We start from the raw sequence: 19052 nt of genomic DNA, 5'->3' as shown, positions 1-19052 counted from the left end.
CTTCATTAGAGAGGGAGAAAACTCCCCCTCTGATTTTTACCGTGTACTAACGCTTTCTTATGGGGACGATCAGCATCGTTATTGCTTGGTACAACTGAAGGCGCGGCCGCTATACATTTCGGAAGCCTTTTTCTCTGCATCCGCTTGAGAGCTTGCCGTCACCGTAGTGAGAGGCCCTTTCGTCGCGACGGACCTGCAAGAATACGTAGCATCTGCGGCATACGCTGCACACGTAAACATCATCAGACAGGTTGCAACGCAACTGCTGAGTTTACGAACTGGCATTTTCATAATGGCGCTTCCTTGACTGAAATAATGGACCTCCATGATTGAGCCAAGAGAAACCGCTCTGGAACTGTCAGATCTGACAGTTTTTTAGAGCCGTTAGAAATCAATCCAATTTCAAATTAATAAACGGATTACACGGGAGATTTCAGGTCCACGCCCAGCGCCGTCGCAAACGCTTTCACCATCGGGCTTCTCGGCGCGTTATGGCGCAAAATCAGGTTAAACGCCGTGCTCAGGTGAACCTGTTCCGGGCACATTGGGCGCAGGCGCCCTTCCCTGACCAGTGGCGCTGCGTAGTGTTCCGGCAGGAAGCCCAGGAAGCGGCCGGTGAGGATCAGGATGGCGACGGCTTCCACCTGTGAGGCCGAGGCAGACTGACTGTCGTAGGTGACGAAGTTGGCTTTGTCGCGGTGGATCGCGTACCGGTGGTTGACCACTTCGTATTGGCGCAGCACGTCTGGGGTGATGTCGCTCGCGTGGAACAGCGGGTGTCCTACGGCGCAGTAGGCGTGGGCTTTTTCTTCGTAGAGGGGGAAGTAGTCGAATTCTTCGCGGCGCTGGTACACCGGCACGATGCCGACGATCAGCCGCCCTTCCACCACGCCGCGTTCAACTTCGTCGAGTTGCGAGGCATGCAGGCGCAATCTAATTTTTGGCGATTCGTTGTGTAGTTTCCCCAGCGCGGTAATTAGCGGGGAATTAACGTCGGACACGGTGTTATCAATTACGCCGACACTAAGGTCACCAATCAGCTCGTTTTGCGCCGAACTAAGCTTGTCGCGAAAACTGTCCACCGAGGTAAATAGCTCGATGGATGCTTGATACACCAACTTGCCTTCTTCGGTCAGACCGAACCCTTCGCGGCCCCGCGTACACAAGCGCATGCCGATGCGAATTTCAAGGTCGGAGATCTGTTTACTGATGGCCGCCAGGCCCACGTTCAGCTCGTTTTGCGCGGCGCTGAAGCCACCGGCTTCAACCACCGCCATGAACACACGCAGCAATTTGAAGTCCAGCCCGCTCAGTTGCAAGGGCGGTCGTGTGCCGGGTTTTGGCGGCACGTTTCCAGAAGTGGAAAGTGGGGTTTCCATAATACGCGTTGACCTCAAGTGCCATATTCAACAGGCTTCAACCCAATCCTTGAACATAGCCAGGCGGCGATAATGAACATAAACATCCGCCCTTGGCAACCTTGAATACGGCGCGTCAGACGCTGGTTCAGTCTAGTTGAAATCTTATTTTTACTGCCTCCGACTCTTCTAAAAACAAGCGTGAGGAATACCGATGTCCCAGCCCACCGATCGCCTTTGGGGCGCGCGTTTCAAGACCGGTCCGTCTGCTGCCTTGGCGGCGTTGTCGCGCTGCCCCGAGCGCTATTTCCGCCTGACGCCCTACGACCTGGCCGGCTCCCGTGCCCATGCCCGTGAATTGCAGCGCGCCGGTTTGCTGGATGAGTCGGAGACCTTGCGCACCCTCGAAGCCCTGGACCGTATCGGTGAGGATTTCGCCGCCGGGCGCCTGCATCCGACCCTGGATGACGAGGACGTACACACTTTTATCGAACGCGTATTGACCGAGCGCCTGGGCGCCTTGGGCGGCAAGTTGCGCGCCGGGCGTTCGCGTAACGACCAGACCGCTAATGACCTGCGCCTTTTCCTGCGCGACCATGCGCGCACCCTCACCACCGAGGTGTTGGGCTTGCAGCAGGCGCTGGTGGAGCAGGCCGAGCAACACATCGACAGCATTTGCCCAGGCTTTACCCATTTGCAGCAGGCGCAACCGATTGTGTTTGCCCATCATTTGTTGGCCCACGCCCAGTCGATGTTGCGTGATGTGCAACGGTTGGTGGATTGGGATGCGCGCACGGCGTTGTCGCCGTTGGGTGCGGCGGCGATGGCCGGTTCTGCCATTGCACGCCAGCCTGAGCATTCGGCCAAGGAAATGGGCTACACCGGGCCGTGCGAAAACTCCATCGATGCCGTCGCCAGCCGTGACCATGTGGCGGAATTCCTGTTTGTGGCGGGCATGCTCGGGGTGAATATTTCGCGGCTGTCGGAGGAGTTTTGCCTGTGGTCGTCGCGCCAGTTTCGCTGGGTGGTGCTGGACGATGCCTACGCCACCGGCAGCTCGATCATGCCGCAGAAAAAGAACCCGGACATCGCCGAATTGGCGCGGGGCAAGGCTGGGCGTTTGATTGGCAACCTGACCGGGTTGATGTCGACGCTTAAATCCTTGCCACTGTCGTACAACCGCGATTTGAGTGAAGACAAACACAGTGTGTTGGACAGCGTCGACACCTTGCTGCTGGTGCTGCCGGCGATGGCCGGGATGGTGGCAACCATGCAGGTGCAGGTGGAAGAACTGCGACGCCAGGCACCGATGGGCTTCACCTTGGCGACCGAGGTGGCGGATTGGTTGGCCACTCGCGGTGTGCCGTTTAAAGAGGCGCATGAGATTACCGGCGCGTTGGTGCAGGCCTGTGAGCAACATGAGATTGAGTTGTGGGAAGCCTCGCCGGCGATGTTGGCGCAGGTGGACGCGAGGTTGCTGCCTGAGGTGCGTGAGTGCCTGACCCTGGAGGCGGCGATTGCGGCGCGCAGTGGGTGGGGTGGCACGGCGCCGGAGCGGGTGAGAGAGCAGATTGGGCGGTTGAAGGTGGCGTTGGCTGAGCAGCAGAAGTGGGTTGAGGGTTATCAAGGGTTTCGGATTTAGGCCTGGGCAGGTGTGGTGAGCTGACTGGCGCTTTCGCAGGCAAGCCAGCTCCCACATTGGATCGGGTTTCAACCGTGGGACCGAGTACAGCGGTAGTCGTTTTTTGACGATCGTTCCCACGCTCTGCGTGGGAATGCATCCTGTGACGCTCCGCGTCGCCAAGCCACGCACTAACAGCGGGACGCGGAGCGTCCGAGGCGGCATTCCCATGCAGAGCGTGGGAACGATCAAGCAACACGTATTTTTTGGAGAAGCACCATGAACCAAACCCCGGCGGAGCGCTTGGAAGCCGAGCGCAAGTTGTCCGAGAACCAGTTCGATATCACGCAGTACGAGCACGTGCCGCGGCGGTATTACGGGCGGATGTTTTTTGCCACCTTGATCGTGATCGCCCTGGCCGCGCTGTTGCGCGCATTTGCCAATGGCCAGATCGAATGGTCCTACATCGGCCAGTTCCTCACGTCTGAAGCCATCCTCTGGGGCCTGGTCAACACCATCGTCATGTCGATCCTGGCGATGGCGCTGGGTGTGGTGATCGGGGTGATCACAGCGATCATGCGCATGTCGGCCAACCCGATCCTGCGCTATGTGGCCATCACCTACACCTGGCTGTTCCGCGGTACGCCGCTGATTTTGCAGCTGCTGTTGTGGTTCAACCTGGCGCTGATTTTCCCGGTGATCGCGATTCCCGGCCTGTTCAGCATCGACACCGTCGACCTGATGACCCCATTTGTGGCCGCCCTGCTCGGCCTCAGCATCAACCAGGGCGCGTACACCGCCGAAGTGGTGCGTGCCGGTTTGCTCTCGGTCGACACGGGCCAGTATGAAGCCGCCAAGTCCATCGGCATGCCGAGCCTGCAAGCACTGCGTAGGGTGATTCTGCCGCAGGCCATGCGGGTGATCATTCCGCCTGTAGGCAACGAGTTCATCAGCATGGTGAAAATGACCAGCCTGGCCAGTGTGATCCAGTACTCGGAGCTGCTGCACAACGCGCAAAACATCTACTACGCCAACGCGCGGGTCATGGAGCTGCTGATTGTGGCCGGCATCTGGTACCTGGCGGTGGTGACTGTTCTTTCATTTGGTCAGAGCCGCCTCGAGCGTCGTTTTGCCCGCGGCGCCGGCAAGCGTTCGTAAGTTTGGGTTGAGGAGATTTGCCCCATGAGAAGCATCGTCAAGGCCGTCAACCTGAACAAGTATTACGACCAGTATCACGCGCTGCGCGACATCAATATCGAGGTCGAGCAAGGCGAAGTGATGTGCATCATCGGCCCGTCCGGCTCGGGCAAAAGCACGCTGCTGCGTTGCGTCAATCAGCTGGAAAAAATCGACAAGGGCGGCCTGTGGGTCGACGGCGAACTGGTCGGTTACCGGGTGGTCGGCAACAAGCTGCATGAGATGAATGAATCGCAGATCGCCCGCCAGCGCCTGGCCACCGGCATGGTGTTCCAACGCTTCAATTTGTTCCCGCATATGACCGTGTTGCAGAACATCATCGAAGGCCCGGTGCAGGTGCTCAAGCGCTCGCCCAAGGAAGCCATCGAAGACGCGCTGGAGTTGCTGGCCCGCGTGGGTCTGGCGGACAAGCGCAATGCCTACCCGGTGGAATTGTCCGGCGGCCAGCAACAGCGTGTGGCCATTGCCCGTGCGTTGGCGATGCGCCCCAAGCTGATGCTGTTTGACGAACCCACGTCAGCCCTCGACCCGGAGCTGGTCGGCGAAGTGCTGTCGGTGATGCGCGACTTGGCCACCACCGGCATGACCATGATCGTGGTCACCCATGAACTGGGCTTCGCCCGCGAAGTGTCCAACCGCATGGTGTTTATGGATGCCGGCCAGATTGTGGAAGCCGGCAGCCCCGAAGAAATTCTAATAAGCCCACAAAACCCGCGTACCCAAAGCTTTATTTCTGCCGTTCGCACTTAACTAAAAAACTAACGAGAACGCCCCCATGAAAAAATTGTTTATCCCCACGTTGCTCGCAGGCCTGATGGCCTCCACGTTTGTGTTCGCGGCATTGCCGGCGGCAATCAAGGACAAGGGTGAGATCAGCGCGGCCATCGTGCCGAACTACCCGCCGATGGACTTCAAGGACACCGCCACCAACAAACTTACCGGCCTGGATTTCGACCTGGGCAATGCCCTGGCCGAGCGCCTGGGTGTGAAGATCAAGTGGCAGGAAACCGGCTTCGAGCAGATGCTCAGCGGCCTGACCACCAAGCGCGTCGACATTGTGCTGTCGGGCATGAGCGACACCGCCGAACGCCAGAAGTCCGTGACCTTCATCGACTACTTCACCAGTGGCCCGCAGCTGTACACCCTGGCCAAGCGTGAAGACCTCCAGGCATTGACTGACCTGTGCGGTAAAAAAGTCGGCACCAGCCGCCGTACTACCTGGCCGTCGGAAATTGCCGCGTGGAGCAAGGAAAACTGCGAAGCGGTCGGTAAGCCAGCCATTGTGGTGATCGGCACCGAAGGCTCGGCAGATGCGCGGGCGCAGTTGCAGCAGAACCGTCTGGATGCGGCGATGCAGGGCAGCGAGACGATTCCTTATTTGATGTCGCTGGACAAGGGCAAGTACAAGCCGGTGGGTTTGGCGATTTCCAAGCAGTTCACGGGGCTGGGGATTGAGAAGAGCAACACCGAGTTGGTCACGGCGATCAGTGAGGCGCTGCAGGGCATGATTGATGATGGCACCTACGGCAAGATCCTCAAGAAGTGGGATCTGGAGCAAGGTGCGGTGGAAAAAATCTCCATCAATGCAGGCCAGTAAACACACGATCTAGAATGTGGGAGCTGGCTTGCCTGCGATAGCGGTGGGCCAGTAAGCAATAAGCAAGCTGACCCACCGATATCGCAGGCAAGCCAGCTCCCACATTGGATCTGTGTTCAGATTTGAATTGTGTAATAACAAGGACGCTCGCCCCCACCGTGGCCACCTACTCCCTGGTAATCCGCCGCCTGATGATCTGCTCGGTGACCATTGTGGTCAGCCGCGCCATGACCAGCCCCTTGCTGGCCTTGCTCTTGAGTACCCGACTGGGCCTCAACCAGCAGGACATCGGCCTGTTGATGGGCATTGCCGTGTTCATCGCCACGTTGCTGGGCCTGTATGGCGGCTACATCATCGACCGCCTGGAAAAGCGCAAGCTGCTGATCCTGGCCATGCTCTCCAGCTCCATCGGTTTTCTGTTGCTGACGTTTGCCAGCAACCTCTATCTCACCACCCTGACCCTGGTGATTACCGAAGCCGCCTCGGCGCTGTTCCTGATCGGCTCCAAAGCCATCATCAGCGAGAACCTGCCGGTGGGTGATCGCGCCAAGGTGTTTTCCCTGCGTTACACCCTGACCAACGTCGGCTACGCCACAGGGCCGATGGTGGGCGTAGTGATTGCCGGGCATATGCCACTGGCGCCGTTTTTGATCGCCAGCGCCATTGCGTTTGGCAGCCTGTTCCTGATGATCGGCATTCCACCAACCCAGCGCGATGACAGCCACAAACCCTTGAGCTTCCTCAGCACCCTGCGCACCTTGCGCAGTGACCGCACGCTGATCCTGTTCACCAGTGGCAGCCTGTTGAGCACCATTGTCCACGGGCGCTACACCCTGTATCTGTCGCAGTTTCTGCTGGTGGCCTACAAACCCGCCGAGGCGCTGAAGATTTTGTCGGCAGTGCTGGCCTGCAACGCCATCACCGTGATTGTGATGCAGTACCAGATTGGCCGGTTTCTCAAGCGCGAACAGTTGCGCTACTGGATCGTGCTGGGCACGTTGCTGTTCATTGCCGGGTTGATCGGTTTCAGCCAGGCTCACAGTCTGCTCACGTGGTGCCTGGCGATGTTCGTGTTTACCCTGGGCGAGATGATCATTTACCCGTCGGAATTCCTGTTTATCGACACCATCGCCCCCGACGCATTGCGCGGCAGTTACTACGGCGCACAAAACCTGGCGGCGTTTGGCGGAGCGATGAGCCCGGTGATTTGCGGCTATTTGCTGATCAACGCTGCACCGACCAGCATGTTCTATGCGTTGGGTGCATTGACGGCTATCGGTGGAAGCCTGTGTTTCTTAAGCGGACGCCGTGTAGCTGGCACGCCGCTTATCTAAAGTGGGAGCTGGCTTGCCTGCTCCCACATTTTGCTCTCCGTAATCTCTGGTATTTGCGTAGTATTCAGCCATTCATCTCACGGACCCGAGCCCCATGAAATTCGACACGGCCTACAGCCTGAGTCTCGACGACAAGCTGTCGATCTACGACGTTCGAGACCTGAATTTCGACGAAACCGCCGACTTCGACTCCGACAAGGACAGCTTCCTGTGCCCCAACGATGAATGCCGCGCAGCATTCGAAACGGGCAATACGCTGAGCACGTTCAACGCGAAAAACGTCAATTATCAGCGCACGCCCCACTTCAAGAACAAGAGCAGCACCCGGCATATCGACGGCTGCCGCTATGCCAGCACGCACAAGAGCGCAACGGGTGAAAGCGACGACGAGCGCGAGGACAATTTCCCATCGGAGTTTGTACTGACCCGGCGTCAGTACCAGCGCAAGACACCGCCTGTCGTTATTGAGGGAAGCGTCCCACAAGATTCGGCAAAGGCGCCTGCAACCAGTACCCGCTCATCCCACGTCAGCAGCGACACAACCCCGGACAAAACCAGCGTCTTCGCACACCCGGTCGAGTGCTATGTGTCGAATATCGACGACAAGGACAAGCTCAAGTCCATGCCGCTGAAGGTTGGCGAGCACTCCGCTAACTACTGGACGTTTTTCAAGAAGATCGAATACCTGCAAGACAACAAAGGCCTGATCTACTGGGGCAAGATCAAAGCGATCAAGGATTACACCAGCAGCTTTCGCATCGACTTCGAAAAAAAGGTGTGGCTCGACAAAAAGCCCTACTCGGTGAACGTCTACCTGAGCAAAAAACTCATCGAGAACTACCGCAAGCGCACGGCGTTCCTGGAGCAGATCAAGGCGGCAGCCAGCAGCGAACGGGCCTTGTATTGCTTCTTTTACGGCGTGACGCCGGCGCTCAAACAGGTGCCGAGCAAGAAGAACCCCGAGCAGACATTCGGGGTGTTCAGCGCCAATATCGAGAACCTGGACCACTTGATCATTCGTGAGGCGCCAGGAATGCAGGAGCATTAGGAAAGGCGCGTGTCCGCTGAGCTAGCCGATATTGTTCGCGTGCCTCTCGGGCGGTGGCCGCGTCTATTCCGCCAAATGCCGTCAGCCAGTGAATCAGCATTTCTTCCTCTGGCCAACCATAGCCCTTTATCCCGGGAATGGTTCTGGGTGTGCGATTAATGGCTTCGTCATAACGTCGCGCACTCCACGACTGCTTCACAAAGTCTAAACCTTCAGCGTCCCATTTAAATAATCGCATAATTTCATTGATTTGGCCCTGGCTGCTGCGGTCGCTGCGATGGTAAAAGCAATAAGTGCTCCCCAAGCCACTCAACAGCGGATCACAAACCTTCGGCGCGAGTATGTCCAGCACGCCACACTTCAACGCTATATTCATCACGCCATCGGCCCAGCGATGGGTAAATGTCTTCACAAAACCCGTGTCATCGGCCTTTTTCATATCGAAAAACAGCATGCTGTAGCGCGTCTTCAAATGCGTCGCCACCAGCACATGCTTACGTTTAACTGTTGCCGCATGGACCAGCCACTGGTTAGGGTCTGCGTGCAGCACATCCCCTTCTGCGCTCGGTATCGGTGGTTTTTCAACTGGGGTAATTTTCTTACCCTTGTGAATACGGCTGAAAAAGTCGCTGCCGGCTTGTGAGCAATTAAATGTGAGCACGCTGTGTTCCTGCGCAAAGTAATCAACGCCAAGTGTGCCCTATTTATTCGCGGGGCAATCGCTCCTCAACCCACTCAAGTTCATAGGGCTGCCTGACGGCATAGCTGATTGCATCAAGCGTTTCTTCGCTGAGTATTGCCAACTCTGCGTCGGTCAACAGGTCGTGGTGCACCATTAATGCCAGGCACGAATAGGTTGATGAGCGACTGTAATAGTCGAACATAGCGGCCATATCCTTGTTGCGGGCATGGATCACGCCGTACAGCATTAGGTACCGGGCGTGAGCGGACAATGCACCGTGCTCACTGATGGTCCTGGCATCCGCGAGGACACCGAGGCAAAAGCGATCAAGGGCCAATGCCCTCAAGCCTTTGAATTTCTTCCAATCACTTTCGGAAATAGACATGGCGTCGGTCTCTCGTCAGCTCGATCAGTCTGTGGATTTTCCTATTCACCTGCGAGCGTTGCAACCTCCACAGCTCTTCTGGAGAGAGCAAGAGAGAACCCGATAAAAAATCCAGTTGATGAGCGGTACAAACAACTGTACAAAAACACAGTATAGTTTGCCTTCCCCCGTCGAACCTGGAGAAACCCCATGTCCTCTCTGGCAATGAGCTCTTTCGTAGAACAGCAGATCGTCCTGCACCAATTCACCGCCAAACACAGCGCACAGGCCCGCGTGATGCTGGGCTGGAGCCGTGAAGACCTGGCCCGTCAGGCCGGTTTGGCGGTGGAGGTGGTTCAGCGTTTTGAAAGCCTGGGTGAGGTGGAGGATCAAGCTCGGTTAGCCCTCGCGTTCCGGCTGGAGGCTGAAGGCCTGGTGTTTTTTCCAGGGTTTGCGCCGGGCTGGGGGATGAGCGCACGCAGGTTTGAGGCCGCCCCTGCCGAGCCCGCCGCACCCAGCCTCATCTCGCGGTTGATGGGCTCAGCAACGGCATCAAATGACTCACCAACGCCTCAGCCGAATGGTGCGTAGAGTCCAACCGGATCACCGGGCAGGTCAGCGGTTTCAACCAGCTCTCATGCCGACGCAGGCTGCGTAGGCTGTGGTTGCCGCCATCGTAACGAGCGGCCCAGGCCAGGAATGCGACGCTGTTGGCGTGGCGGCTGCCGCCTTCCAGAATCTGCTCGCCGTAGCGTTGCACTTCGCGCAGTTGCAGGCGTTTGAGCCGTACCTGTGGGTCAAGGCGCAGGAACACCACATGGGTGAACTGCGGGATCATGGCGTCGCCCCAGCCACAGAGTGAACCGGAAAGTACCCAGCCCTCAAGGCCGGCACTCTGTTCCTGCAACAGGCGGATGCGTTCATCCTTGGGCCGGGCGACCGTGAAAGGCTCTGGTGTTTGTTGCCAGTAGAAATAGTCGGAGTCGAAATAGGCGACGCCCAGGCGTTTGGCCAGAGCCTGGCCCAAAGTCGAGGTACCGGCCCCCGCAGCGCCGAGGATGTGAATTTTGTAGGCCATGCCTGCCCTCCATGGCAGTGAGTGTAATCGGTCAGGTTTGCAGTGCGCGGCGCATCCGTTAAAGCACAGGTTTTGTGGCCGCCTGGGCCGCCTGCTCGTACCCGTAAGCCACTGCCAGCAAGGTTGGTTCGGCCCAGCGAGTGCCGAAGAAGTAGGCACTGGTAGGCAAGCCGTCCTCACTCGTCCCAGAAGGTACGGTGATCCCTGGGTAACCTGCTGCGGCAACCCCGAAGTAGCTGTTGGTATCGTAGTCCGACACTATGGCATCCAGGTTTTGCGCCTTGATCGGCTCATCCACGCTGTTGCGAAAATCCTGGATAAGTTCGTCCCACAGCGCTTTGCGTTGCTGCGGCGTGAGGACAGCCGCGTTGACCTCCTTGAGTACAGATTGGTGATCCGTCTCAGTACCATCACGGTTTTCATTGAAGGCTATCAACTCGGCCAGTGATGTGACCGGCAGGCCCGGACGCTTGGCCAAGTAGGCATTCAGCTCTTCCTTCACATCCGAGAGCAATAGTTCGTCGTAGCGTGATGCATCTGCCAGCCGCAGGTTGACCGGTATCAATGTAGCGCCTTGCTCACGAAGTACTTGCAGTGTCTTGCTAAATTGCGGGCTGTTGTCCACCGGCAAACTTTCACCGTTGAAGGTAAATGTCGCGGGATAACCAATACGCTTGCCCTTCAACGCACCTGGCACCAGCAGTTTGGTGTAGTCGATGCCTTGAGGGGCGCCCAGGCTTTCAGGATCGCCAGGGTCACTGCCGGACATGGCATTGAGCATCAATGCAACGTCATACACCGAGCGAGCCATGGGGCCCGGAGTGTCTTGTCGGCGGCTGGCGGGAATAATCCCGTTTCGATCCAACAAGCCAACGCTGGGTTTGAGCCCCACCACACCATTGAGCGCCGCCGGTACGATGATCGAACCATTGGTTTCTGCACCGACCGCCAGGGGTGCCAACCCGGCCGCCACCGCTGCGGCAGACCCCGAACTGGAGCCGCCGACGTCGGCACCCGCACGGTGAGGGTTAAGCGTTTGCCCGCCTCGGCTACTCCAGCCATCGGGGCCACCGCGGAAGCCGGCCAGTTCGGTCATGTTGGTTTTACCCAGGATCACCACCCCTTGCTTGATGAGGTAATCGACAAACGGAGCATTCTTGCCGGCCGCCGCCCCCACAAGACCAAACGCACCTGCACTGGTTTGCATGCCAGTGGTTTCGATGGTGTCCTTGAGCAAAATGGGAATGCCATGCAAAGGGCTACGCACCTTGCCACTGGCGCGTTCACGGTCCAGCTCGCGCGCAACTTCAAGCGCCTTGGGGTTGAGCTCGATGAGAGAGCGCAATTGAGGGTCCAGTGTTCGGATACGTTCTTGCAGAAAATTGACCAGGTCAACCGACGTCAGGCCTCCTGGCCGAGCCATTTGCTCGCCAAGCTCGCGAACACTGGCGTACTCAGTGCCTGGCACGACGGGTTTCGGAACTACAGGCTGGGGCGCCTCCGTTGGCAGCGACTGCACAGCCTGCCGGATGATCGAGTACATACCGTAAGCAACACTCATAAGGCCTCTCCCGGGCTCAGAAATCATGCAGGATCCAGGTCGACCCTTGCATGATTTTATGAATCCCAGCTGCTTAACGCCTTAGGTCATGTCAACTCACATCGTAGGAGGGTTCAGCATGCTCCGTCGTTGTTCGAACGCTGACCTGGCGGTAGGCACGCAACAACAGCGGCAATGCATCACGCGACCACCGAGCAGCGTAAAACCACAGCGTCGCCCCATCGCCCAAGGGTTCGCTGAGTGAAGGATACCCACTGACGCAGGCACGATGAAACGCACCACTCTCGCTGCCGGAGACCAGCGCATCCAGGCGATGCGCGGTCACGAGGTCATCGATCTCATTGCTTTGCAGGGAGAATTGCAGGCTGTTGTCGTCACGACGCGCGTCCACCGGCACCAATTGCGCACCGGCCTGGCGCAGGCGGTCGAAGGCTGCGCATGAGGCTTTACTGTGTTCGACGGCTTCACGATGCTCGCCTTGCACATAGCGGTCAGCAAACCCGATACGCCAACCCGATAGCAACTGGGTAGCCGTAAAGCTGGTGTTATTGCGCACCAGGGGGACTTCCACCATGACCGGCCCGGTGGGGTCGATACCACTTAAAGCCGCGAGTGATAACGCGGGATCCCGCGCAGGTCTTGCCGGCAGGGCCGGTGCGTTGTAGCCGGGAATGGGCGCCGCGCCCACCACTTGCGCCGCGCCGAAGACGATACCTGCGCGGCTCAGATTCTCGGGTTCAGCATCAACGGGCTCGGCTGCGTGCCCTGCGCTGTCCGCCTTCTCCGTCACGGGCAAGGAAAGTCCCGGGCGACACGGCATCCCCATCCGCCAATGTTCCCTACAGTCTTTTTCCATCAGAACTCGCCCCCCGACAATTGATAGCGCGGGATCATCGCACTCTCATCTGGCGTTTGTCGTGCCCCTGAAACACCCTGAAAAATCCTTTTTCCAGACGGCGATGCTTCAACTCGCGGCGTGTTCTTTCACACCTTGAGTTTCCACTTCCAGCCACCACGCATGCCCGCGTTCCGGCTGATTCAGGCTGAACGCCTGCCCCATCGCGGGCGTGGTGATCGACACATTGCGTTCCCAGGCCAGGGCCATGATGCGGTCGAACGGTTCGTGCCAGGCGTGGAAGGCCAGGTCGAAGGTGCCGTTGTGGATCGGCAGCAACCAACGGCCTTTGAGGTCGATGTGCGCTTGCAGGGTTTGCTCAGGCTGCATATGCACATGGGGCCAGTCGACGTTGTAAGCACCTGTTTCCATCAGCGTCAGATCGAACGGGCCGTATTGTTCGCCGATGCGTTTGAAGCCGTCGAAATAACCGGTGTCACCGCTGAAAAAGATCCGCCGGGCGCCGTCGATCATCACCCAGGAACACCACAAGGTCTGGTTGCCATCAAACAGGCCACGCCCGGAAAAATGCTGGGCCGGGGTAGCGATAAAACGGATGCCCTCGACCTCGGTGCCTGCCCACCAATCCAGTTGCCGGACTTTGCTGGCATCTACGCCCCACTTGACCAGCGTGTCGCCCACGCCCAGCGGCGCGAGAAAATAGCGAGTTTTGTCGGCCAGTTGGATCACCGCGTTGCGGTCAAGGTGGTCGTAGTGATTGTGGGAAAGGATCACCGCTTCCAGTGGCGGCAACTCTTCAAGGCTGATCGGCGGCTGATGAAAGCGCTTTGGCCCGGCCCAACTGAAAGGCGAGGCACGTTCGGCAAACACCGGGTCGGTGACCCAGAACTTGCCGCGCATTTTCAGCAGCACGGTGGAATGCCCCAGGCGATACACACTGTGATCGGGCGCCGCCAACAGTTGCTCACGCGTCAGCGGTTGCACCGGGATCTTGCCTACCGGGCGCGTGCTGCGTGGCTTGTTGAACAGCATGTTCCAGAAAATGCGCAAGGTTTTGCCAAAGCCACCGTGCTGCACCGGAGCATCGTTGCTGAAATGCCCTGGCGCTTGCTCGGCAGCCTTTGGCGCAGCAGGCGCGGGGTCGAGACGGGTTGAAATCGTGGCCATTGCAGAGTGGCTCCAGGGTCGGCTCATAAAATACACCGCGCAGACCAATTACACTGCACAGTGTAGTTTCTAGATTGCAACAAAACCCTGAGCAAGTAAACTACCGAGTGTAATTTCCTTTTAGAGCCGACCATGACTGCACCTCTGCGCCTCACCGACCGTAAACGCGAAGCCATTGTGGCAGCCGCCATCGCCGAGTTTCGCGCGAATGGGTTCGAGGTCACCAGCATGGACAAAATCGCCGCAACCGCCGGCGTTTCCAAGCGCACGGTGTACAACCACTTCCCCAGCAAGGAAGAGTTGTTTGCCGAAATCCTCCACCAGTTGTGGGCCAGCAGCGTTGCCCAACTGGACGTGAGCTACGCTGGCGACCGCCCGCTGCGCGAGCAATTGCGCGGGCTGCTGGAGGCCAAGATGCTGATGATGTCGGACGCCAACTTCCTCGACCTGGCCCGTGTGGCGATTGCCGCCACCATCCATTCGCCGGAGCGCGCACAAGACATGGTCAACCGCCTGAGCAAGCGCGAAGAAGGCTTCACCCTGTGGGTGCGCGCTGCGCAGGAAGATGGCCGGCTGTCCTGCACCGACCCCGCCTTCGCCGCCCACCAGATACAAAGCCTGCTCAAGGCCTTCGCGTTCTGGCCGCAGATCACCCTGGGCCAACCTGTGCTGGACGCCGCGTGCCAGGCCAGCGTGATCGAGTCGGCCATCGACCTGTTCCTGGCCGGTTACGAAGTGCGCGCACCTGGGCCGCAGTAAACCCTGTTGCAGGCGCGACATTCCAAGTCGCTTTTGGCGTATTCCCACACGGTGCTACGCAAATGGCCTGGAAGGACACTGATTATTCCCACGCGAATAACTGACAATATTCACCGTTAATATCCGATCAACGGTTCTACCCGCTGACGCACGCTGTCGTACCCGCAAAACAGAGCTGACCCGGAACACTATGGAAAACAGACGAGGCAAAGGGCTTTCATTTGCCAGACGTATCTACAAGCCAAGGATCATCGGGCTGGGTATCGGTTGTATCAGTGTGGCCGGTGCCCTTTACCCCCTGGCGATGCCCGGCTGGGTGTGGGCATTCATGCTGTTCAATGGCTTTGTCTGGGCGCATGTGGCGTATCAGCTTTCAGCCCGATCACAATTTCCCTATCAGGCGGAACAGCGCAACCTGCTCTATGACTCGTTGTTCGGCGGCTTCTGGGCCGCCGCCACCCAGTTCACGCCCCTGACGGCCGTGACCGTGCTGTCGATGATGACCATGAACAATGTCGCCGCCGGCGGCATGCGCCTGTTTCTGCGCGGGCTGCTGGCGCAAGCGGCGGGTATCGCGGTGGCATGGGGCCTGTTCGGGGTCAAGTTCAACCCCACCGTCAGCCTCAGCCAGGTCTACACCTGCCTGCCGATGCTGACGCTCTACCCGATGGCCATCGGTATGGTCTGCTATCAGTTGGCAATCAAGCTCTCGGAACACAAACGCGCCCTCAGCGCGCTGAGCCGTATCGACAGCCTCACCGGCCTGCTCAACCATGGCTCGTGGAAAGACCTGCTCCACCTCAAGTTCCATAAGTGCCAGCAGCAAGGCAGCCACGCCACCATCGCGCTGATCGACATCGACCACTTCAAGCAGATCAATGACACCTACGGCCATATCGTCGGTGATGCGGTGTTGCGCCAACTCAGCCAGGAATTACGCCGGCACCTGCGGGAAAACGACTTGGCCGGCCGTTATGGCGGCGATGAGTTCTGTGTGATTTTGCCGCAAATGCCGCTGGAAGAAGCCGCGCAAGTCATGGAACGCATGCGCGAAACGTTCGGCAACTATCGCAATACCCAGATCCCAGAGCTGCGCGTGAGCCTGAGCATTGGCCTGGCCGATTTTCAACGGTTGTTCAGCGATGCCGCGATGTGGCTCAACGCGGCGGACCGTGCGCTGTACACCGCCAAGGAAACGGGGCGTAACCGGGTGAATGTCAGCGATTACGTGGTCGCCCATTCCGCCCGAGTTGTCTGATAACACCTCGTCTGAATCTTGCGCCCGCGCCGCGCAGCGATAGCATAATGCTGCCACTGGTCGCCTGCCCAATAATGGTCCTGCCCTAACGGCGAACTTCTTGGCAGGCTGATCACTCTGAACCCCTTGTTCCGCCCCCTCTGTCAGCACCAGGAAGCTGACAATGAGCAAGTCAACCGTAAGGCCCAGGGCCATACGGGGTCAGGCGCCTATTCATGGATACCTCTGACGCGTGCTTCCCCGAGCCCTCGAACATGCTATTCAACGCCCATAAAAAAACCATCAGTACCCTGCAACACACCAATGCCCAGCAGGCCAGCCTTCTCGACGCGATTGAGCGCTCCATGGCCGTGATTGAATTCGACCTGCAAGGCAGCGTGCTGCGCGCCAATGACAACTTCCTCAAGACCATGGGCTACCGCGCCGAGCAGATCCTGGGGCAGTCACATCGAATGTTCTGCACACCCGCGTTCGCCCGCAGCGCGGAGTACAACCAGTTGTGGACGCAACTGCGCAACGGCCAATTCCAGTCCGGCACCTTTGAACGGCTGGCCGGCAATGGCCAGTCAGTGTGGCTGGAAGCCAGCTACAACCCGGTGCGCGATGAGGCCGGCCAAGTGGTCAAAGTGGTGAAGTACGCCATGGACGTCACCCCACGCCTGCAAGCCGAAAGCGAAGCGAACGCCAAGCTGGGCGCCATTGACCGCGCCATGGCAGTGATTGAGTTCAACCTCGACGGCACTATCATCACGGCCAATGACAATTTCCTGCAGCGCATGGGCTACAGCCTGGCGCAGATCCAGGGCAAACATCACCGCCTGTTCTGCACGCCGGAGCTGGCCAACAGCACGGCGTACAGCGAGTTCTGGAAACGCCTGAACCAGGGTGAACTGTTCAACGGCCAGTTCGAGCGTGTCGATAAACACGGCCAGATCCTGTGGCTCGAAGCCAACTACAACCCGGTATACGACGCCAGTGGGCGCCTGTGCAAAGTGGTCAAGTTCGCCTCGGACGTCACCGCCAGGGTGCAGCAGCACGCTGCCGACGCCGCCAGCGCGGCCCAGGCTTACCATATTTCCCTGAACACCCGGGATGTGGCCGAAAAAGGCGCCGACGTGATCCAGCAAACTGCCAGCGGCATGCGCGAAATTGCCGCCGACATCGACACTTCCTCGCAACTGATCGCCAAGCTCGGTGAGCGTTCGCAGCAGATCACCGCCATCGTCAACACCATTCGCGGCATCGCCGACCAGACCAACCTGCTGGCACTCAACGCTGCCATCGAGGCGGCACGCGCGGGTGAGCAAGGCCGTGGTTTTGCCGTGGTGGCTGACGAAGTGCGGCAACTGGCAGCCCGCACCAGCGGCTCGACGGCGGAAATCTCCGGCATGATCGCGATGATCCAGGACGAAACCCGCCAAGCCATCGAGAGCATGGACAGCACCCGCGACCGCGCGGCGCTCGGGGTCGACCTGGCCAACCGTGCGGGCACGGTGATCCTGCAGATTCGCGAAGGCACCACCGAGGCGGTGCAGGCGGTGAGCGCGTTCGCTAACGAGCGCGGCAACAACTGACCGGTTCTTCATGTGTCTGTCGGGGGGCGCGGTCTATAGTGCTGGCTTGTCTTAACGCTAAGGATTCGAGCCCGCCATGACCCCCGACAAGCCAGAAGCCGTACCTGTCGATCACCTGCGCTTCCACCGCGGCCACGCCCATCTGGCGCCGACCTTTGGCAACGACACCTTTGCCCTCAAGGCCGAAGCCTTTGCACGTTTCTTTGGCACGCCGACCTTTCTCGGCGCGCAAACCGCGATCGTGGTGTTGTGGGTGGTGCTGAACATCACCGGCGTCACGCACTTTGACGTGTACCCGTTCATCCTGCTCAACCTGGCATTCAGCCTGCAGTCAGCCTACGCCGCGCCGCTGATCCTGCTGGCCCAGACACGCCAGGCCGCCCGCGACAAAGCCCAGTCCGACGCCGATGCGCAGCACCGCGAAGCCCTGGCCATCGCCAATACCGAACGCCAGGCCCAGGCCGCGCAAACCACCAAACAATTGCTGGAGTTACTGGAGCAGAACACCCGGCTGACGGAAATGACCAAGCAACTGACCGAGCGTATCGAGATGTTGACGTGCGAGATGCATGAGCAGTTTGTGCGAAAAAACTGAAACGTCTGCCCGAGGAGCTCTCCTGGGGCTGGCAGGCTTGTTGTGGCGAGCGGGCTTGCCACAACAAGCTCCCTCGCCACAGGTATCCAGTCCATCCTTGGCTGACAGCCCGGCTCAAGGCAGCCGAATATGCCGCCCCAACTCATCAAACAAGGTCACCACCGAACGCAGTGCCCGGCAGTCCGGGCGCGTCAGCAACCACAGCGCGGTCTCACGCCCTGCCAGCGCGGGGCCGAGCGGTTGCAAACCCTCTTGCAACAGAAAGTCCGGCAACGCTGCCACGCCCAACCCTGCCCGCACCAACTCGGCGACCGACAACATGCTGTTACAGCGATAACTGGGGCGCACGCCCGGCAGGTGTTCACGCCGCCAGGCCACGGTGGAGTGATCGGGCAAAAAGTCATCCGGCGCGATCCACGCCAGTTCGGCCAACTCACGCCCCTGGTTTTGGCGGGCATAACCGGCGCTGGCGCACACCTGATAAGCCACGCTGCCCAGGCGTCGGCCCACCAGGTGCTCCGGCGGCGTCCTGGTCAGGCGCAGGGCAATGTCCGCGTCGCGGCGGCTGAGGTTGGCAAAATCATTGGACGTGCTCAATTCCAGGGTCAACGCCGGGTAAGCCGGCATGAACTGCGCCAGCGCCGGCAACAGCAAACCCTGCAACACCGAGTCGGTGCAGGTCAGGCGCACGGTGCCGCTGATCACTTCGCCGCCCTGCTCCACCCCGATGCGCGCAGCTTCCAGCGCCTGCTCGGCCTGTTCGGCCTGCTGCGCCAGGTGGCTGGCCAAACTGGTGGGCAGGTAGCCGGCGCGGCTTTTTTCGAACAAGGTCTGGCCCAGCGCCGCCTCCAGCCTTCGCACCGCACGGAACACCGTGGACACGTCCACCCGCAGCAGCGCCGCCGCCCGCGCCAAGGTGCCGCCACGCACCAGGGCGAGAATCAGCGACAGGTCCGGGTAATCCAGTTGATAGTGCGCGGCTGCATTGAGCATGTGGGCAAAC

19 protein-coding genes and 1 pseudogene are annotated in these 19052 nt (G+C 59.2%); 12 read left to right on the top strand and 8 right to left on the bottom strand.

Annotation, left to right across the window (positions count from 1 at the left end; translation table 11 throughout):
- Positions 1 to 419: 419 nt before the first annotated feature.
- Positions 420 to 1379, bottom strand: coding sequence for a LysR family transcriptional regulator (locus AOA59_RS06920; protein ID WP_099486581.1), 960 nt, complete (start codon positions 1377 to 1379; stop codon positions 420 to 422).
- Positions 1380 to 1572: 193 nt separating this feature from the next.
- On the opposite strand from AOA59_RS06920, the gene argH reads away from it, so the two are divergent.
- The 6 genes from argH (at position 1573) to AOA59_RS06890 (ending at position 8155) form a co-directional block, all read left to right on the top strand.
- Positions 1573 to 3000 (top strand): argininosuccinate lyase, encoded by a 1428-nt coding sequence (argH, locus tag AOA59_RS06915; RefSeq protein ID WP_099486579.1) that lies wholly within the window; start codon positions 1573 to 1575, stop codon positions 2998 to 3000.
- 258 nt (positions 3001 to 3258) lie between these two features.
- The gene (locus AOA59_RS06910) at positions 3259 to 4137 is read left to right on the top strand and encodes an amino acid ABC transporter permease (RefSeq protein WP_017134649.1); all 879 of its coding nucleotides are present in this window, start codon (positions 3259 to 3261) and stop codon (positions 4135 to 4137) included.
- Between the two features lie 24 nt (positions 4138 to 4161).
- Positions 4162 to 4926 (top strand): amino acid ABC transporter ATP-binding protein, encoded by a 765-nt coding sequence (locus AOA59_RS06905; RefSeq protein WP_017134648.1) that lies wholly within the window; start codon positions 4162 to 4164, stop codon positions 4924 to 4926.
- A 25-nt stretch (positions 4927 to 4951) separates the two neighbouring features.
- The gene (locus AOA59_RS06900; RefSeq protein WP_099486577.1) at positions 4952 to 5773 is read left to right on the top strand and encodes an ABC transporter substrate-binding protein; all 822 of its coding nucleotides are present in this window, start codon (positions 4952 to 4954) and stop codon (positions 5771 to 5773) included.
- A 158-nt stretch (positions 5774 to 5931) separates the two neighbouring features.
- Positions 5932 to 7107, top strand: coding sequence for an MFS transporter (locus tag AOA59_RS06895; RefSeq protein ID WP_099486576.1), 1176 nt, complete (start codon positions 5932 to 5934; stop codon positions 7105 to 7107).
- A gap of 94 nt (positions 7108 to 7201) precedes the next feature.
- The gene (locus AOA59_RS06890) at positions 7202 to 8155 is read left to right on the top strand and encodes a hypothetical protein (RefSeq protein WP_099486574.1); all 954 of its coding nucleotides are present in this window, start codon (positions 7202 to 7204) and stop codon (positions 8153 to 8155) included.
- Here AOA59_RS06890 and AOA59_RS06885 read toward each other — a convergent pair.
- Both AOA59_RS06885 and AOA59_RS06880 read right to left on the bottom strand, forming a co-directional pair.
- Positions 8121 to 8816, bottom strand: a complete 696-nt coding sequence (locus AOA59_RS06885; protein ID WP_099486572.1) for a hypothetical protein — start codon at positions 8814 to 8816, stop codon at positions 8121 to 8123. The genes AOA59_RS06890 and AOA59_RS06885 overlap by 35 nt on opposite strands.
- A gap of 43 nt (positions 8817 to 8859) precedes the next feature.
- Positions 8860 to 9222: a hypothetical protein gene (locus AOA59_RS06880; protein ID WP_099486570.1), complete on the bottom strand. Its 363-nt coding sequence runs from the start codon at positions 9220 to 9222 to the stop codon at positions 8860 to 8862.
- A gap of 189 nt (positions 9223 to 9411) precedes the next feature.
- On the opposite strand from AOA59_RS06880, the gene AOA59_RS06875 reads away from it, so the two are divergent.
- Positions 9412 to 9792: a transcriptional regulator gene (locus AOA59_RS06875; RefSeq protein ID WP_074854579.1), complete on the top strand. Its 381-nt coding sequence runs from the start codon at positions 9412 to 9414 to the stop codon at positions 9790 to 9792.
- Here the strand turns inward: AOA59_RS06875 and AOA59_RS06870 are convergent.
- From AOA59_RS06870 to AOA59_RS06855, 4 genes are all read right to left on the bottom strand, one after another.
- A complete protein-coding gene (locus tag AOA59_RS06870) occupies positions 9722 to 10279 on the bottom strand; it encodes an AAA family ATPase (RefSeq protein WP_069787047.1) in 558 nt (185 codons plus the stop codon). The genes AOA59_RS06875 and AOA59_RS06870 overlap by 71 nt on opposite strands.
- A 58-nt stretch (positions 10280 to 10337) precedes the next feature.
- Positions 10338 to 11840: an amidase family protein gene (locus AOA59_RS06865; protein ID WP_099486568.1), complete on the bottom strand. Its 1503-nt coding sequence runs from the start codon at positions 11838 to 11840 to the stop codon at positions 10338 to 10340.
- Positions 11841 to 11931: 91 nt separating this feature from the next.
- Positions 11932 to 12630 (bottom strand): hypothetical protein, encoded by a 699-nt coding sequence (locus AOA59_RS06860; protein WP_256593033.1) that lies wholly within the window; start codon positions 12628 to 12630, stop codon positions 11932 to 11934.
- Positions 12631 to 12804: 174 nt separating this feature from the next.
- Positions 12805 to 13863 (bottom strand): MBL fold metallo-hydrolase, encoded by a 1059-nt coding sequence (locus AOA59_RS06855; protein ID WP_099486567.1) that lies wholly within the window; start codon positions 13861 to 13863, stop codon positions 12805 to 12807.
- Between the two features lie 132 nt (positions 13864 to 13995).
- On the opposite strand from AOA59_RS06855, the gene AOA59_RS06850 reads away from it, so the two are divergent.
- The 5 genes and pseudogenes from AOA59_RS06850 to AOA59_RS06835 all read left to right on the top strand — a co-directional run bounded on the left by AOA59_RS06850 (position 13996) and on the right by AOA59_RS06835 (position 18049).
- Entirely contained in the window at positions 13996 to 14622 is a 627-nt protein-coding gene (locus tag AOA59_RS06850; protein ID WP_099486565.1) for a TetR/AcrR family transcriptional regulator, read from the top strand.
- Between the two features lie 190 nt (positions 14623 to 14812).
- On the top strand, positions 14813 to 15880 hold the full coding sequence (locus tag AOA59_RS06845; RefSeq protein WP_065932217.1) for a diguanylate cyclase: 1068 nt from the start codon (positions 14813 to 14815) through the stop codon (positions 15878 to 15880).
- A gap of 215 nt (positions 15881 to 16095) precedes the next feature.
- Positions 16096 to 16905 (top strand): annotated as a pseudogene (locus tag AOA59_RS33495) (PAS domain-containing protein); the annotation flags it as partial.
- Positions 16906 to 17019: 114 nt separating this feature from the next.
- Positions 17020 to 17454: a methyl-accepting chemotaxis protein gene (locus tag AOA59_RS33490; protein WP_371919061.1), complete on the top strand. Its 435-nt coding sequence runs from the start codon at positions 17020 to 17022 to the stop codon at positions 17452 to 17454.
- A gap of 76 nt (positions 17455 to 17530) precedes the next feature.
- Positions 17531 to 18049, top strand: coding sequence for a DUF1003 domain-containing protein (locus AOA59_RS06835; RefSeq protein WP_069787049.1), 519 nt, complete (start codon positions 17531 to 17533; stop codon positions 18047 to 18049).
- Between the two features lie 114 nt (positions 18050 to 18163).
- Here the strand turns inward: AOA59_RS06835 and AOA59_RS06830 are convergent, their stop codons facing one another.
- Positions 18164 to 19042, bottom strand: a complete 879-nt coding sequence (locus AOA59_RS06830) for a LysR family transcriptional regulator (protein ID WP_069787050.1) — start codon at positions 19040 to 19042, stop codon at positions 18164 to 18166.
- Positions 19043 to 19052 lie beyond the last annotated feature (10 nt).

Source organism: Pseudomonas sp. 2822-15 (genome assembly GCF_002742515.1).
Classification (GTDB): domain Bacteria; phylum Pseudomonadota; class Gammaproteobacteria; order Pseudomonadales; family Pseudomonadaceae; genus Aquipseudomonas; species Aquipseudomonas salomonii.
This window is presented reverse-complemented; position numbering and strand designations above follow the sequence as displayed.

What these genes read in the sequence shown, in the direction of transcription:
- AOA59_RS06865 (WP_099486568.1), bottom strand. Translation starts at nt 11,840, where the DNA reads ATGAGTGTTGCTTACGGTATGTACTCGATCATCCGGCAGGCTGTGCAG.
- argH (WP_099486579.1), top strand. Translation starts at nt 1,573, where the DNA reads ATGTCCCAGCCCACCGATCGCCTTTGGGGCGCGCGTTTCAAGACCGGT.
- AOA59_RS06905 (WP_017134648.1), top strand. Translation starts at nt 4,162, where the DNA reads ATGAGAAGCATCGTCAAGGCCGTCAACCTGAACAAGTATTACGACCAG.
- AOA59_RS06830 (WP_069787050.1), bottom strand. Translation starts at nt 19,042, where the DNA reads ATGCTCAATGCAGCCGCGCACTATCAACTGGATTACCCGGACCTGTCG.
- AOA59_RS06880 (WP_099486570.1), bottom strand. Translation starts at nt 9,222, where the DNA reads ATGTCTATTTCCGAAAGTGATTGGAAGAAATTCAAAGGCTTGAGGGCA.
- AOA59_RS06875 (WP_074854579.1), top strand. Translation starts at nt 9,412, where the DNA reads ATGTCCTCTCTGGCAATGAGCTCTTTCGTAGAACAGCAGATCGTCCTG.
- AOA59_RS06910 (WP_017134649.1), top strand. Translation starts at nt 3,259, where the DNA reads ATGAACCAAACCCCGGCGGAGCGCTTGGAAGCCGAGCGCAAGTTGTCC.
- AOA59_RS06855 (WP_099486567.1), bottom strand. Translation starts at nt 13,863, where the DNA reads ATGGCCACGATTTCAACCCGTCTCGACCCCGCGCCTGCTGCGCCAAAG.
- AOA59_RS33490 (WP_371919061.1), top strand. Translation starts at nt 17,020, where the DNA reads ATGCGCGAAATTGCCGCCGACATCGACACTTCCTCGCAACTGATCGCC.
- AOA59_RS06900 (WP_099486577.1), top strand. Translation starts at nt 4,952, where the DNA reads ATGAAAAAATTGTTTATCCCCACGTTGCTCGCAGGCCTGATGGCCTCC.
- AOA59_RS06850 (WP_099486565.1), top strand. Translation starts at nt 13,996, where the DNA reads ATGACTGCACCTCTGCGCCTCACCGACCGTAAACGCGAAGCCATTGTG.
- AOA59_RS06835 (WP_069787049.1), top strand. Translation starts at nt 17,531, where the DNA reads ATGACCCCCGACAAGCCAGAAGCCGTACCTGTCGATCACCTGCGCTTC.
- AOA59_RS06845 (WP_065932217.1), top strand. Translation starts at nt 14,813, where the DNA reads ATGGAAAACAGACGAGGCAAAGGGCTTTCATTTGCCAGACGTATCTAC.
- AOA59_RS06870 (WP_069787047.1), bottom strand. Translation starts at nt 10,279, where the DNA reads ATGGCCTACAAAATTCACATCCTCGGCGCTGCGGGGGCCGGTACCTCG.
- AOA59_RS06890 (WP_099486574.1), top strand. Translation starts at nt 7,202, where the DNA reads ATGAAATTCGACACGGCCTACAGCCTGAGTCTCGACGACAAGCTGTCG.
- AOA59_RS06920 (WP_099486581.1), bottom strand. Translation starts at nt 1,379, where the DNA reads ATGGAAACCCCACTTTCCACTTCTGGAAACGTGCCGCCAAAACCCGGC.